This is a genomic window from Loktanella sp. SALINAS62, from assembly GCF_018263905.1.
Lineage (GTDB): Bacteria > Pseudomonadota > Alphaproteobacteria > Rhodobacterales > Rhodobacteraceae > Loktanella.
Window position 1 is genome coordinate 56,375 of sequence record NZ_JAAFZU010000002.1, and the last position, 14,369, is coordinate 70,743.

Genomic DNA, 14,369 nt, shown 5'->3' on the forward strand with positions numbered 1-14,369 from the left:
TGCCCCGCGCGGAGCCACCTCTGGCCGCGCGGGTTTTTTATATCGGATCAATAGTCGCAGAACACGTCCGCCAGCGCATGCACGACCGCGCACAGCGCCGCGTGATCGTCGGCGCCCTTGTCCAGTGCCTGTTGTCGCACGCGGCGCTGCCGATCCGCATCGGTGCCCTGTGCTGCGATGTCACGCACGCGCGTCGCCTCAGCCCGGCTGTTCAGCGCGTCGATGTCTTCGCCAATCAGGTCCAACAGGTCTTCCATCAGTTCGGCAAAGGGCACGACGCGGTTTTCGCCGCTGTCGATCAGCCCTTCGGACACGCCGTAGCGCTGTGCACGCCAGCGATTTTCGGACACGATCAGCGGGTCGGTTTCGCGCCATGGTTTGCCGTCTTGCGTGCGCCGCCACAGCATGCGCACCAGCGCCTGAATGACAGCCGCCAGCGTCAGCGTGTTTTCCATCCGGGGCGAGACGTCGCAGATCCGTGTTTCCAGCGTCGGAAAGTTGGCAGAGGGGCGCAGATCCCACCAGATTTTCGTCGCATCCTCGATCACGCCCAGATCAACCAACGTTTGCACACGGCGCTGATACATCGCCCAGCCCGCCATGCGGGGTGGCAGCCCGGTGCGCGGCATCGAATCGAACACCGTCATCCGGTAGCTTGCCAGCCCTGTGTCGCGGCCCTGCCAGAACGGTGACGACGCCGACAACGCCAGCAGATGCGGCAGGAAATACGACAGCTGATTCATCAGTGAAATCCGCATGTCCTTGTCCGGCAACCCGACATGGACATGCATCCCGCCAATCAGCATGCGCCGCGCAACAGCGCCCAGATCGTTATCCAGTTGATTGTAGCGCGGCTTGTCGGTGCGGTTTTGCTGTTTCCAATCCGCGAACGGATGGCAGGATGCTGCGATCGGGCGCAGCCCGTAATTCTGCGCCAGCCGCGCCACCGTGGACCGCAGATGCCCCAGATCGGCGCGGGCATCGGCAATCGTGTTGCAGATGTCTGTCCCGACCTCGACCTGGCAATTCAGAAATTCCGACGTGACCCGGTCGCCCAATGCATCGACAAGATCGGCCATCAGGGCATCGGGGGTCGGCATCAACGCGCAGGTCCGGGCATCCACCAGCAGATATTCTTCTTCGATTCCGATGGTGAAGTGCGGCGTCTGCGTCATCGCTGCGTTCCCTTTGTGCGATTCGTGCCACGAACGCGTGGCAGCCCCCTAGGATTGTGGCGGATTTAGCCACGGTTAAAAAACAATCCTAGCGCGATCTGTTGGATTATCGCAGGAAATTGGCCAATGATCGGAAATGTTTGACCAATTGCGTCGGTTGGCGCCTTATTTGGGTCAACAGCAACGTTCTCCTCAGATGTTGTCGGTGGGGCCGACAGATGATGTGACAAACCATATGGTGCGACACATGCCTAATCAGTCCCACTCTCGTTCCACAGGCCTGATGGAACGCGCCTTTTCCACCCCGGTTTCCTCAGACCGGACAGCTGGTCTGGATGGGCAATCTCGACGCGTGAAGCCTCTCATGCGCCAATACGAGATTGCCCATCTGACTCCCGCCCTTGATATCGTCAATCTGACCCGTATCGCCCCGGCGATCCCATTGTTCGAAGATTGTTTTGCAGCCTTCGGGCGTGGTGCGATTGTCACGACCGAAAACGGTCCGCGCGCCGTCGAGGATCTGTTGCCCGGTGACCGCGTGCTGACCACCAGCCATGGCCTGCTGCCACTGTTATGGCACGGTCGCATGCAGGTCATTCCCGGCTCGCAGAACGCCCGGCCCGAAATGGGCACAATGACGCGACTGACGCAGGATGCGCTGGGATACCGACGACCGAACGTCGATCTGGTGCTGGGCCCGGCCGCGCGGATTCTGCACCGTCACGCCATGAATGCGCGGCTGACCGGCGACACCGATACATTTGTGCCGGCGCGTGACTTCATCGACCAATCCAGCATCATCGAATTGCACCCGGCCACGGCAGTTGACGTATATCAGCTGGGTTTCGCACATCACGCCAGCGTTTCCGTCGCCGGTGGATTGGACATGGAATCCCTGCATCCCGGCCTGCCGCATACGCTCAAACTGCGGCCCGACAGCCTGAACCTTTTGATGTCGCTGTTCCCACACATGCAATCGCTGGCTGAATTCGGCCCGCTGTTGCACCCGCGGGTGACGCTTCGCGATCTGGACCTAGAAACCGCGTGATATGTCAAATGACATATCACGCGGACGTTACCAAGCATTTCAGGATGTTGGATCAGGCGTCTTTTGCCAGTCGTGCTTCCAGCACGTCAAACGGCACGCCGGGTTCATCCTTTGCACCACGGATCACCAATGACGTTTTAACGCTGGCGACATTGGGCGCGCTGGTCAGCTCTTCGGTCAGGAACCGCTGGAACGACCGCAGGTCGGGGGCCACACATTTCAGGATAAAATCGACCTCGCCGTTTAACATATGACACTCTCGGACCAGCGGCCAAGTCTGGCAGCGGCCTTCGAATGCGGACAGGTCTGCTTCGGCCTGACTGACAAGCCCCACCATCGCAAAGACCTGCACTTCGAACCCCAGTTCGCGCGGGTCGACGTCGGCGTGATAGCCTAGGATATATCCCTGCTCTTCCAACGTGCGGACGCGGCGCAGGCACGGTGGCGCGCTGATGCCAACGCGCTTTGCCAACTCGACATTCGTCATGCGACCGTCAGCCTGCAATTGAGCCAGAATCATCCGGTCGATTTCGTCCAGCTTCGCTCCGGGCATGTGCGGAAAACTCCTGTTTGGTTTTCCGATTCCTACGACCAAAGCCCTACAAGCGCAACAATGTTTCATCACCGCGCAATTATCCGAAACCTGCCGCATCTTTCCCTGACGCCTGCGTCCGCCTATATGGACCCTGACACCGACAGGAGGCTTTCATGTCCGACACACAGCACACCCGCGTTCTGATCGTGGGCTCTGGTCCCGCAGGTTACACCGCTGGGGTCTATGCCGCCCGCGCCATGCTGGAACCGATGCTGATTCAGGGGATTGAACCCGGCGGGCAGCTCACCACCACCACAGAGGTCGAAAACTGGCCCGGCGACACAGAAGTGCAGGGCCCCGATCTGATGGTCCGGATGGAATCGCACGCCCGCGCGATGGGGTGCAACATCGTGCATGATATCGTCACCGATCTGGACCTGTCCAAACGTCCGTTTACCGCGACCTGCGATAGCGGTGCCGTCGTGACCGCCGACGCGATCATTCTTGCGACCGGCGCGCGCGCCAAATGGCTGGGCCTGCCGTCCGAAGACGCGTTCAAGGGGTTCGGCGTGAGCGCGTGCGCGACCTGTGACGGGTTTTTCTATCGTGGACAGGAAATCATCGTGGTCGGTGGCGGCAACACCGCCGTCGAAGAAGCATTGTTCCTGACCAACTTTGCATCAAAGGTCACGTTGGTGCACCGCCGCGACGAACTGCGCGCCGAAGCGATCCTGCAAAACCGGCTAAAGAAAAATCCCAAGATCGAAACGCTTTGGTTCCACCAGATCGAAGAAATCCGCGGCACCGACAGCCCCAAGGGTGTCGAATCCGTCGCACTGAAAAACGTCCAGACCGGCGAAATTACCGAATTGCCCGCCAAGGGCGTGTTCATTGCGATCGGTCACGCCCCTGCGTCCGAACTGGTCAAGGATCAACTGGACCTGCACCACGGCGGCTACGTCAAGGTCGAACCCGGCACGACGCGCACCGCGATCCCCGGTGTGTTTGCCGCAGGCGACCTGACCGACCATGTGTATCGTCAGGCCGTGACAAGCGCCGGCATGGGCTGCATGGCGGCCCTTGACGCCGAACGGTTCCTTGCTGAACACGATCAGGCGGTGCGCGATACCGTTACCGAACCGCTGGGTTACGGCGCTGAAGAACCGGCGGAATAATCAGTCCGACGGCGGGCCAAAGGCGGCGCAAAGACGCAACACGCTGACCTTTGCGCCCGACCGCATGCCCCGCTTTGCCTTGCCATGGGCGCGAATCCGTGTATCGCGTCCGCGAACCCCTATTTGCGCCAGCGAAAGTCTACAGATGCCCGAAAATCTTGCGCCGATCCCCGAACTGTATGTCTCTTATGACAGTGCCCAGAAACTGAAGCACGCGGCAGGCAGTCTTGTCAGCCACGATCTGACCCCGCGTCAGATTTGCGATTTGGAACTGTTGATGAACGGCGGGTTCAACCCGCTGAAGGGTTTTCTGAGCGAGGCTGATTATAACGGCGTCGTCGAAAACATGCGTCTGGCCGACGGTACGTTGTGGCCGATGCCCATCACGCTGGACGTTTCCGAAGATTTCGCAGCCAAAATCGAACCCGGTGTGGACATCGCCCTGCGCGATCAGGAAGGCGTGATCCTTGCCACCATGACCATCACCGACAAATGGGTGCCGAACAAGGCGCGCGAGGCGGAAAAGGTCTTTGGCGCCGACGACGACGCGCATCCGGCGGTGAACTATCTGCACAATCATGCAGGCAAGGTGTATCTGGGCGGTCCCGTGACCGGCATCCAGCAACCGATGCACTACGATTTCCGCGCCCGCCGCGATACGCCGAACGAATTGCGCGCCTATTTCCGCAAGCTGGGCTGGCGCAAGGTCGTGGCGTTCCAGACCCGGAACCCGCTGCACCGCGCGCATCAGGAACTGACGTTCCGCGCCGCAAAAGAAGCACAGGCCAACCTGCTGATCCATCCCGTTGTCGGTCTGACAAAACCGGGCGACGTGGACCATTTCACCCGTGTGCGCTGCTACGAAGCGGTGCTGGACCAGTATCAGCCGTCGACCACCACGATGTCCCTGCTCAGCCTTGCCATGCGCATGGCTGGCCCGCGCGAAGCGGTGTGGCACGGCCTGATCCGCAAAAACCACGGCTGCACCCATTTCATTGTCGGCCGCGACCATGCCGGCCCCGGCAAGAATTCCGCCGGCGAAGATTTCTATGGCCCCTATGACGCGCAGGACCTGTTCCGCGAACATCAGGACGAAATGGGCATCGAAATGGTCGATTTCAAACACATGGTCTATGTGCAGGAACGCGCCCAATACGAACCCGCCGACGAAATCGAGGACCGCGACAACGTCACGATCCTGAACATTTCCGGCACCGAATTGCGCCGTCGTCTGCAAGAAGGTCTGGAAATCCCCGAATGGTTTTCGTTCCCGCAGGTGGTCGAAGAGTTGCGTCGCACGAAACCCGCGCGGTCCAAGCAGGGGTTCACGGTGTTCTTCACCGGCTTTTCCGGTTCCGGCAAATCGACAATCGCGAACGCCGTGATGGTCAAGCTGATGGAAATGGGCGGCCGTCCCGTGACGCTGCTGGACGGTGATATCGTCCGCAAGAACCTGTCGTCCGAACTGGGCTTCAGCAAGGAACACCGCGACCTGAACATCCGCCGTATCGGTTATGTCGCAAGCGAAATCACCAAAAACGGTGGTATCGCCATCTGTGCGCCCATCGCGCCCTATGCGACGACCCGCCGTGCCGTGCGCGAAGATATCGAACAATTCGGCGCCTTCATCGAAGTACACGTCGCCACATCGATCGAAGAATGCGAACGCCGTGACCGCAAGGGTCTGTACAAGCTGGCCCGCGAAGGCAAGATCAAGGAATTTACAGGCATTTCAGATCCTTACGATGTGCCCAAAGATCCCGAATTGCGCCTGGACACCGAAGGTCAGGATGTCGACAACTGCGCCCATCAGGTGATCCTGAAACTGGAATCGCTGGGCCTGATCAGCGGTTGATCACGCCATTATAGACAGGGCAAAAGGCCGGGCAATTCGCCCGGCCTTTTCAATTTCAACCTCACAGCCACGTGAACGTCACCTGATTGGCGCTTTTTTGCCCTGATCCCATGCAATCCAAAGCCAAGGTCGCATCGCGCGACAGGGTATTTCCAGGGGATTGGACATCATGCACATTCTGGCCGTTGATGACGATCCAATCATTCTGGAACTGCTGTGCGACCCCGCCCTGCTGGGGGCCGCCCATACGGTGACCTGCGCAGTCGACGCGGCCACTGCACTGAAAGCCATCGCGCAACAGGATATACCGTTCGATGTGCTGTTGCTCGACGTGTTCATGCCCGGCACCAACGGAATCGACCTGTGTGCGAAGCTGCGCAAGATGCCTGATTATGCCCAGGTGCCGATCATCATCATGACCGGCAGTTGCCAGATTGATCTGATCCAGCGCGCCTATAACGCCGGGGCGACTGATTTCGTCAAAAAGCCACTGGAAGGTCTGGAATTGCTGACCCGCGTGATGATGGCCGAAGAATTGACCACCGCCCGCCGCGACGCAAACGCCGCCCGCGCGACTGCAAAAACCCTGTCACGGCTGATCGCTGATCCGTTCGCGCATCATCCGCCACAGGCGGCCAAGACCGGGCGCCTGCGCTACATGGAACTGGAAAACCGTCTGTTGACCGCACCCCAAGGCTGTCATGCACTGCACCTGTTCCACATCATGGTCCCGACCGCCGCCACCGCGCCGGCCCCGCAGCGCGCGGAACGGTTTGCCGAGAATCTCGACCACGTTTTTGATACAGCGCTGTCGGCCACCGATCACAAAATGGATCTGGCCTATGCTGGACACGGCGTATTCGTCGGCGTGACCTATGGCCGCCGCCGCGAAACGATGAGCGCGCTGCAAATCAATATCGTGACCGCCCTGCAAAAAGCCGGTCACGCCCATCTTGCCGAAGGGCTGACCTGCGGCAGCATTTCACGCACCACTGTCTGGACCAGCCGTACCGCGGTCGCGGCCGTGCGCCATTTCGTCAACCGCCACGCGTCGTGTGACGCGGGCAGTGATCTGATGGACGAAAGCCTGTTCGACAAAGGCATGGCTGACGCCTGACGTCAGACGACAACCGGGCGCCTCAGGCCGCCGTGACGCGCCATATCACATCACCCACGTCATCTGCCATCAGCAGCGATTTGCCGTCCGCACCGACGGTGACCCCCACCGGACGCCCGTAGGATACACGCTCATCCGGGGACAGGAACCCGGTCAGGATATCGCGTGGCATGCCGTCGGGCATCCCGTTCTTGAACGGCACAAAAATCAGCTTGTAGCCTGACAATGTGGCGCGATTCCATGATCCGTGCTGGCCGATCACCATGCCTTCGCCGAAACCGGGCAACGTGCCGTCAGGCATCCAGCACAGACCCAGCGACGCTGTATGTCCGCCCAGCGCGTAATCCGGCACGGTCGATCCTGCCACGGCGATGGGGTCTTGCGGCACGCGGTCATCCACGATCCGGTCCCAATAGCTGTAGGGCCAGCCATAGAAGCCGCCGTCTTTCACCCGCGTCAGGTAATCGGGCGGTGTTTCGTCCCCCAGCCCGTCGCGTTCGTTCACCACTGTCCACAGCGCCCCTGTGCGGGGTTCCCACGCGGTGCCGACGGCATTGCGCAAGCCACTGGCGAACACCCGCGCCTTTTCGGTTTTCAGATCAAGTTCCCAGATGCAGGCGCGGCCTTCTTCGGCGGCGAAACCTTCGTCCGCGATGTTCGTCAGCGATCCGACACCGGCATAGATCTTGGTTTTGTCCGGCGACACGATCAGGCTGCGGGTCCAGTGGCCACCGGGTTTGAAATCAACCAGCTTGCGCCCCGGTCCGGTCAGGTTCGTCGCCCCGTCGGTATAATCGAATGCCACGATCCCGTCGGTATTGCCGACGTAGAATGTGCCATCCACCAGCGCCATGCCGAACGGCTGTCGCTGGTTTTCCAAAAAGACATGACGTTCCTCTGCCACGCCGTCGCCATCGGCGTCGCGCCACAGCGTGATGCGGTTGGCGCTTTTGCCCAGCGCACGGGCGCGCCGCATGGTTGCCTGTGCGGCGCGATCCATCAGATCGCGCGGCGGTCCGGCTTCCTGCAACGCTTCCGCGACCAGCACGTCGCCGTTCGGCAGCACTTCGATCCAGCGCGGGTGCAGCAAATCGCGGGCAAAGGCGTTGACCGCCAGACCCGGCGCCGTCGTCGGCACCTGCCCATCGGCCCAGCCCTGCGCGGTGGGCATTTTCAACGTCATGATGCCTTGGGATCGGGCGTGCGGAATAGCGGGCGTGCCACCCATCGCGACCTGTTTGGGTGCCTGTCGCTTGCGTAGCATCACCATTGCGCCGCCGACGACCGATGCGGCCTTTGCCATGATGTCCATGTCGTATCCCCTGAATCATTTGGGGGCTACGCTAGCGGCCCCGCCAGCCGCGTCAATGCATGGCAGACCCTATCGCCCGCCATGCCCGTTCATTACTGCAATGTCACCAGTTGCATGTCGTGTTCGGCGGCCAGATGCGTGGCGATACCTTCGCTGGCGACCAGTGCAACCTGTTCGCCCTTGGTGTTGTGCACGGCAAAGAGTGTTTCCAGCCCGCCTGCCTGCTCGCGGACTTCGTCCGGCAGGTCGTCGATCGACACAGGCTTGAGATACACGATGTTCTGGCCCAGATCGGCAAAGTCTTTTTTCGTGAACATGATCTACCCTTTCGAGATCGGTATTGACTGAATAACGCGGTCAGGCTGCTTTCGGTTCAGATCGATATGCAAAAGCCCGTTTTCCATTGTTGCGGTTCCCACATCGACACCGTCCGCCAGCACGAATGCCCGCTGAAACTGCCGCCCCGCGATACCCCGGTGCAGATAGACGCGGTCGTCTGCGTCCTGCGGCAGTCGCCCCCGGACCAGCAGCGTCGCATCCTCGACCGTGATCGACAGGTCGGATTCGGAAAATCCCGCCACAGCCAGCGTGATCCGATAGCTGGCATCGGACGTCTGTTCGATATTATAGGGCGGGTATCCGTCATTGCCGGATTTGGCGGTGCGTTCCACCAACCGTTCCAGACCTTCGAATCCCAACAGGAACGGATGGGTTCCCAAAGCCAGTTTCGTCATGGCGACCAGTCCTTATGTAGCAAGCGACAATCGTCGACCGGTCCCTGATGCGGCAACCTGTCCACTGAAATATGGGGGTCAGGACTGCGCCGCGCAAGACCCTATGCCTGCGGGCCGGATCGCGTTAGAAGTGCCCCCTGACACAAAGGCAACCGCACATGAATTCTTCTACCCAACTATCCGAAACAGAAGTGCAGCGGATCGAATTGGGCGTGCTGCGGCAGGAACACCACGATCTGGACCTTGCCATCACGGCCCTGCAGATCACCCATCCGGGCGATGTGCTGACAATCAAACGGCTGAAACGCAAGAAACTGATGCTGAAAGACCGGATTGCCCGGATCGAGGATGCGATCAACCCCGACATCATCGCCTGACGCGCATTGCGCCCGGTGGGGCGCTGACTATAGTGCCGCTTCAATTCTGTCAGGGGATGCAACACATGGCCCAATCACGCGTCGGCATCATCATGGGCAGCCAGTCCGACTGGCCCACGATGAAAGAGGCCGCCTTGATCCTGGATGCGCTCGATGTCGCCTATGACACGCGCATCGTGTCGGCGCATCGCACCCCCGACCGGCTGTGGGACTATGGCAAAACCGCAGTGGACCGCGGGTTGCAGGTCATCATCGCGGGCGCGGGTGGCGCGGCCCACCTGCCCGGTATGATGGCGTCGAAAACCCGCGTTCCCGTGATCGGCGTGCCCGTGCAGACCAAAGCGCTCTCTGGTGTCGACAGCCTGTATTCCATTTTGCAGATGCCGCGCGGTTTCCCCGTGGCGACCATGGCGATCGGGGCCGCAGGCGCGCAAAACGCAGGCCTGATGGCGGCCGCTATCCTTGCCTTGCACGATGACGCACTGGCTGCCCGGTTGGACAAATGGCGCGCCGATCTGTCCGCATCCATCCCAGAGGTGCCGACTGATGACTGAACCGCTGCGCACCGGGGCGACCATCGGGATACTGGGTGGGGGCCAGTTGGGCCGGATGCTGTCCGTCGCGGCCAGCCGGCTGGGATTCAAGACCTGCATCTTTGAACCCGGCAGCGATTGTCCCGCCAGTCACGTGGCCAATTTCCACATGAAGGCCGATTATGACGATCACGCTGCGCTGGAACGCTTTGCCCAGTCGGTCGACGTGATTACCTACGAATTCGAAAACATCCCCACTGCAGCACTGGACGTTCTGGAATCGGTGAAACCCATTCACCCCAACCGCCGGGCGCTTGCGACATCTCAGGACCGGCTGACGGAAAAGACGTTCCTGCAGGATCTTGGCCTGACCGTCGCCCCCTTTGCCGACGTGACGGACGCGGACAGCCTGCGCGCTGCCCTTGACCAGATCGGCACGCCGTCGATCCTGAAAACCCGGCGCATGGGCTATGACGGCAAGGGGCAGGCCCGGATCATGTCGCCAGATGACTCCGATGACGCCCTGCGCGCGATGGCCGGTGCGCCCGCCGTGCTGGAGGGCTTTGTCGATTTCCAGCGCGAGGTGTCGGTGATCGCCGCACGTGGGCAGGACGGCGCGGTCGCCTGTTTCGATCCCGGTGAAAACGTCCACCGCGACGGTATTCTGCATACGACCACCGTGCCCGCCAGCCTGACCGCCGGGCAGCGCACCGATGCCGTGCTGATCGCTGCACGCGTTCTGAACGCACTGGATTACGTGGGTGTTCTGGGGGTCGAACTGTTCGTGACCCGCGACGCGCTGATCGTGAACGAAATTGCGCCACGCGTGCACAATTCCGGTCATTGGACGCAGAACGGCTGCGCCGTGGACCAGTTCGAACAACATATCCGCGCGGTCGCAGGCTGGCCGCTGGGTGACGGCAGCCGTCATTCCGACGTGGTGATGGAAAACCTGATCGGTGCCGACATGGACCGCGTGCCGGATCTGGCAAAAGCGCCTGTCAGCCTGCATCTGTATGGTAAGGCGGATGCAAAGCCCGGTCGCAAGATGGGCCACGTCAACCGCGTCACCGGACCCGCCGCGCGGTAGGCTTAGACCTTGGCCATAAAGGTTAAGCGCCTGTTAAATATAACATAATATGTTTCGCATGCGAAACATCGGCATTTCGTTATGTATTTATTCCGTTCCCAGGATCACGCCGGTCAGGCTAAGCCTGCGGTCAAATTCGCCCGTGGTCAGGAATGCCACGATCTGCGCCATCACCAGTGGGTTGTTCATCATGAACGTATGCGTGACAGGCAAGACAATATGGTCGTCCATACCATCCAGCATGGTCGATTCCACACTGACCTTGCCGTCGTCGGCCCCGTCGATCACGGTGGAATAGACCGGGTTCAGGCTGCGCGTGCCCGCGATCACCCCAAGGCTGTAATCCGTGGCATCCGACAGACGGTTCGGCAGGCTGTCTGGTCCGGTTCCCAACTGATCGCCAGCCGGACCGTTGATCCATTCAAAGGGGTCCCATTCACCGAACATATCAACCAGATCGGACCCGTGGTTCGGCGGGGCAAGCATGACAACGCGCCCCATGCGTGCCGGACGATGATCTTCCAGCCATGCGCGCACCAGAATGCCACCCATCGAATGCGTGACAAAATTCACCGTGCGGTCGCCACATTGCGCCACGTCCTGCCCGACGTTTTCCTCTACCAGCTGCTGGATGGTCTGTTCTGTCGATGGATATCCCCTGTTCACAACGAAATAGCCGCGATTTTCCAGATACAGCTGCATCGGCGTCAAAGAGATTTCGCTACGGGCCAGCCCGTGCAGCAAAACCACGCAATCGGTTTCGGGTTCGGCCATCAGCGGGGCTCCCTTGCCGCAGGCGGTCAGTGTCAGGGCAAAGGCAAGGCATAAATAACGCATGGTACGAGTTTAATCCGATCCGGGGCGGGGGCAATCATCTTGCATCCGCATTTCACCCTGCTCACAGTGGTGTCATGTCCAGACCGCCCCGCCTTGCCGTGCGCGCCGTGATCCTGCGCGACGACCACCTGTTGCTGGTAAACGCCTATGCCGGGCGCACAGATCTGTGGTGCGCACCCGGTGGCGGCGTGGAACCGCACCAGTCGCTGCACGACAACCTGCACCGCGAAGTGATGGAAGAGCTGGGATTGCGGATCAACATTGGCGAAACCTGCCTTGTGAACGAATTCCACGACCCGCAGCGCGATTTCCATCAGGTCGATATCTATTTTCGCTGCTCCGTCGGCGACCAGCCCATCGCCGCCGACTGGACCGACCCCGAAGGCATCGTAACCGCCCATCGCTGGGTCACGCGCGACCAGATGCGGGATTTGCGGGTAAAACCCGATACGCTGTCCCATGTCGCCTTTGACGGGGCGGTTGCGGTCTATGACCCGCTGGAACCGATCCTGCGTTAGGACAACGCCCAGCGTGGGTCAGCGCCCCAGTGATAATGCAATCCCGCCCAGCACCAGAACGGCGCTGGCCAACAGACGGATAGTCAACGGCTCTGCCAGAAAAAGCGCGCCCGCCGCCACCGCGATCAGCGGCACACTTAGCTGCGCTGTGGCCGCCATCGTCGTCGCCAACCGGGGCAACAGGCGATACCACAGCGCATAGCCCAATCCGGATGTCAGCGCGCCCGACACCACGGCAGCCACGACCCCCGCCGTCGTCAGCGGCCCGACCTGCCCGGACAGAGCCAGCGCAAAAACAACCAGCGGCAGGCATAGGGCAAAATTCACGGCCGAACTGGCCAGCGGATCGCGGGCGGACTGCCCCAACAGCGTGTAACCCGCCCATCCCAGACCCGCGATCACCATCGCCAGCGCGGGCCACAGGGGCACGCCACGCGCTTCGGTCGGCCACAGCAGCACGGCCAGACCGCCCAGCGCGACCGCACTGCCCGCCCAACGGCGCGGCGGGACGGTATTGCCGCGCAGCACGGCGACGCCGAACATGCCCAACTGCACGCAGCCGAACAATATCAATGCACCCAGCCCCGCAGCCAGACCACGGTAGGCCCATGAAAACCCGATCACATAGGCCGCAAGCGTGCCTGCACCCGCCAGTCTGTCCGGGCTCAGCGACAGGCGCGGCCTTGCCAGTGCCAGCAACACAACCGCACCCGCCGCCACCCGCAGCGTGGCAAAGGTCAGCGGCGCCATATCCTGTCCTGCCACGGCATACCGGTTCAGCACCGAATTTGCGGCAAAGGCCACCATGGTCAGCGCAACAAGCACGAAAAGGCGCATTTTTGGGGGCGAAGCTGCGGTCATGGGTGTCCCTTTGGATCAGCAAGAAAACGTTGGTAGGCCGCTGATTTCCACGTGACAAGAAAAAGTGATGCACCGATCCGGGCCTGCCCGCCCTAACCTGTCGCAAGATTTGAACAGGAGCACCACCATGACACGCATGACGGCCAAGGATTTCGATCAGGGACTGCTGGACCTTTACGACTTTTACGCGCACGGCAAGATTACCAAGCGCGAATTTCTGGATCAGGCCGGACGCTATGCTGTCGGGGGTGTGACAGCGCTGTCGCTGCTGGGGATGCTGTCGCCCAACTATGCCATGGCCGAACAGGTGTCGTTCAACGATCCCGATATCGTGGCCGATTACATCACCTATCCCAGCCCGAACGGCACAGGCGATGTGCGCGGCTATCTGGTGCGCCCGGCCAACGCCGAAGGCGCGCTGCCCGCCGTGCTGGTGATCCACGAAAACCGTGGTCTGAATCCCTATATCGAAGACGTCGCACGACGACTGGCCAAGGCGGGGTTCATAGCGCTGGCGCCCGACGGTCTGACATCGGTCGGGGGCTATCCCGGGAACGATACCGACGGGCGCGAATTGCAGTCGCAGGTCGATGGCACCGCACTGATGAATGACTTTTTTGCGGGCTTTGAACATCTTCTGAACCGCGAGGACAGCACCGGTCAGGTCGGCGCGGTCGGGTTCTGCTATGGCGGCGGTGTCGTGAACGCGATCGCTGTCGCCTATCCCGAAATGGCCGCCGGGGTATCATTCTATGGCCGGCAGGCAGACGCCGCCGATGTGCCAAAGATCGAAGCAGCATTGATGCTGCAATACGCCGAACTGGACGAACGCATCAACGAAGGCTGGCCCGCGTTCGAGGCTGCGTTGCAGGACGCCGGCACCACCTATGAGGCGCATATTTATCCAGGCGTGAACCACGGGTTCCACAACGACAGCACGCCGCGATACGACGAAGCGTCAGCGGAACTGGCGTGGGACCGCACGATCGCATGGTTCAACCAGCATCTGACCTAGTCCGAACATCGGCCCCGCTGCACATTGGTGAAACTGGTGTGCTGCAACCGGAATTTGTTTCTGTTTGCGCCGCGCGCGGCGCGCGCAGGGTTGGCTACCGCCAAGACATTCTTTTCCAGTCGGATCGCATCGAACGCACCACCCCAAAGATAAAGGGCGGCCCCGTGAGGGACCGCCCGAAATCTGT

General features: G+C 61.0%; 16 protein-coding genes. 9 read left to right on the forward strand and 7 right to left on the reverse strand.

The genetic code is table 11. The features are described from left to right. Window positions 1–47: 47 nt before the first annotated feature. Window positions 48–1,175, reverse strand: a complete 1,128-nt coding sequence (locus tag GZH79_RS02755) for a carboxylate-amine ligase (RefSeq protein ID WP_211641639.1) — start codon at window positions 1,173–1,175, stop codon at window positions 48–50. 364 nt (window positions 1,176–1,539) lie between these two features. Here GZH79_RS02755 and GZH79_RS02760 point away from each other — a divergent pair, with 364 nt between their 5' ends. Continuing rightward, a complete protein-coding gene (locus GZH79_RS02760) occupies window positions 1,540–2,223 on the forward strand; it encodes a Hint domain-containing protein (RefSeq protein WP_211641640.1) in 684 nt (227 codons plus the stop codon). Window positions 2,224–2,275: 52 nt separating this feature from the next. Here GZH79_RS02760 and GZH79_RS02765 read toward each other — a convergent pair whose 3' ends face one another. Next, window positions 2,276–2,776, reverse strand: coding sequence for an Lrp/AsnC family transcriptional regulator (locus GZH79_RS02765; RefSeq protein ID WP_211641641.1), 501 nt, complete (start codon window positions 2,774–2,776; stop codon window positions 2,276–2,278). Window positions 2,777–2,931: 155 nt separating this feature from the next. Here GZH79_RS02765 and trxB point away from each other — a divergent pair, with 155 nt between their 5' ends. From trxB to GZH79_RS02780, 3 genes are all read left to right on the forward strand, one after another. Continuing rightward, on the forward strand, window positions 2,932–3,933 hold the full coding sequence (gene trxB, locus GZH79_RS02770) for a thioredoxin-disulfide reductase (protein WP_211641642.1): 1,002 nt from the start codon (window positions 2,932–2,934) through the stop codon (window positions 3,931–3,933). A gap of 145 nt (window positions 3,934–4,078) precedes the next feature. Beyond that, window positions 4,079–5,788, forward strand: a complete 1,710-nt coding sequence (locus GZH79_RS02775; RefSeq protein ID WP_211641643.1) for a bifunctional sulfate adenylyltransferase/adenylylsulfate kinase — start codon at window positions 4,079–4,081, stop codon at window positions 5,786–5,788. Between the two features lie 169 nt (window positions 5,789–5,957). After that, on the forward strand, window positions 5,958–6,905 hold the full coding sequence (locus GZH79_RS02780) for a response regulator (RefSeq protein ID WP_211641644.1): 948 nt from the start codon (window positions 5,958–5,960) through the stop codon (window positions 6,903–6,905). A gap of 22 nt (window positions 6,906–6,927) precedes the next feature. Here the strand turns inward: GZH79_RS02780 and GZH79_RS02785 are convergent, their stop codons facing one another. From GZH79_RS02785 to GZH79_RS02795, 3 genes are all read right to left on the reverse strand, one after another. Continuing rightward, the gene (locus GZH79_RS02785; RefSeq protein WP_211641645.1) at window positions 6,928–8,217 is read right to left on the reverse strand and encodes a sorbosone dehydrogenase family protein; all 1,290 of its coding nucleotides are present in this window, start codon (window positions 8,215–8,217) and stop codon (window positions 6,928–6,930) included. A gap of 92 nt (window positions 8,218–8,309) precedes the next feature. Then, the gene (locus GZH79_RS02790; RefSeq protein WP_211641646.1) at window positions 8,310–8,534 is read right to left on the reverse strand and encodes a DUF1150 family protein; all 225 of its coding nucleotides are present in this window, start codon (window positions 8,532–8,534) and stop codon (window positions 8,310–8,312) included. A gap of 3 nt (window positions 8,535–8,537) precedes the next feature. Beyond that, a complete protein-coding gene (locus tag GZH79_RS02795; protein WP_211641647.1) occupies window positions 8,538–8,951 on the reverse strand; it encodes an Hsp20 family protein in 414 nt (137 codons plus the stop codon). A 158-nt stretch (window positions 8,952–9,109) separates the two neighbouring features. Here GZH79_RS02795 and GZH79_RS02800 point away from each other — a divergent pair, with 158 nt between their 5' ends. The 3 genes from GZH79_RS02800 (at window position 9,110) to GZH79_RS02810 (ending at window position 10,951) form a co-directional block, all read left to right on the forward strand. Next, complete coding sequence (locus GZH79_RS02800; RefSeq protein WP_211641648.1) at window positions 9,110–9,328, forward strand: DUF465 domain-containing protein; 219 nt, start codon at window positions 9,110–9,112, stop codon at window positions 9,326–9,328. Window positions 9,329–9,393: 65 nt separating this feature from the next. Then, window positions 9,394–9,882 (forward strand): 5-(carboxyamino)imidazole ribonucleotide mutase, encoded by a 489-nt coding sequence (purE, locus tag GZH79_RS02805; protein WP_211641649.1) that lies wholly within the window; start codon window positions 9,394–9,396, stop codon window positions 9,880–9,882. After that, window positions 9,875–10,951 (forward strand): 5-(carboxyamino)imidazole ribonucleotide synthase, encoded by a 1,077-nt coding sequence (locus tag GZH79_RS02810; RefSeq protein ID WP_211641650.1) that lies wholly within the window; start codon window positions 9,875–9,877, stop codon window positions 10,949–10,951. Before purE ends, GZH79_RS02810 begins: the two co-directional genes overlap by 8 nt. 87 nt (window positions 10,952–11,038) lie before the next feature. Here the strand turns inward: GZH79_RS02810 and GZH79_RS02815 are convergent, their stop codons facing one another. Next, a complete protein-coding gene (locus tag GZH79_RS02815; RefSeq protein WP_211641651.1) occupies window positions 11,039–11,788 on the reverse strand; it encodes an alpha/beta fold hydrolase in 750 nt (249 codons plus the stop codon). A gap of 74 nt (window positions 11,789–11,862) precedes the next feature. On the opposite strand from GZH79_RS02815, the gene GZH79_RS02820 reads away from it, so the two are divergent. After that, window positions 11,863–12,306, forward strand: a complete 444-nt coding sequence (locus GZH79_RS02820; RefSeq protein ID WP_211641652.1) for an NUDIX hydrolase — start codon at window positions 11,863–11,865, stop codon at window positions 12,304–12,306. A gap of 18 nt (window positions 12,307–12,324) precedes the next feature. Here GZH79_RS02820 and GZH79_RS02825 read toward each other — a convergent pair whose 3' ends face one another. Next, window positions 12,325–13,167 carry a DMT family transporter gene (locus tag GZH79_RS02825; RefSeq protein WP_249218946.1) on the reverse strand — a complete coding sequence of 281 codons (843 nt, stop codon included), beginning with the start codon at window positions 13,165–13,167 and terminating at the stop codon, window positions 12,325–12,327. A gap of 127 nt (window positions 13,168–13,294) precedes the next feature. Between GZH79_RS02825 and yghX the strand changes: the two genes are divergently transcribed. Further along, on the forward strand, window positions 13,295–14,182 hold the full coding sequence (yghX, locus tag GZH79_RS02830; protein WP_211641653.1) for a YghX family hydrolase: 888 nt from the start codon (window positions 13,295–13,297) through the stop codon (window positions 14,180–14,182). Window positions 14,183–14,369 lie beyond the last annotated feature (187 nt).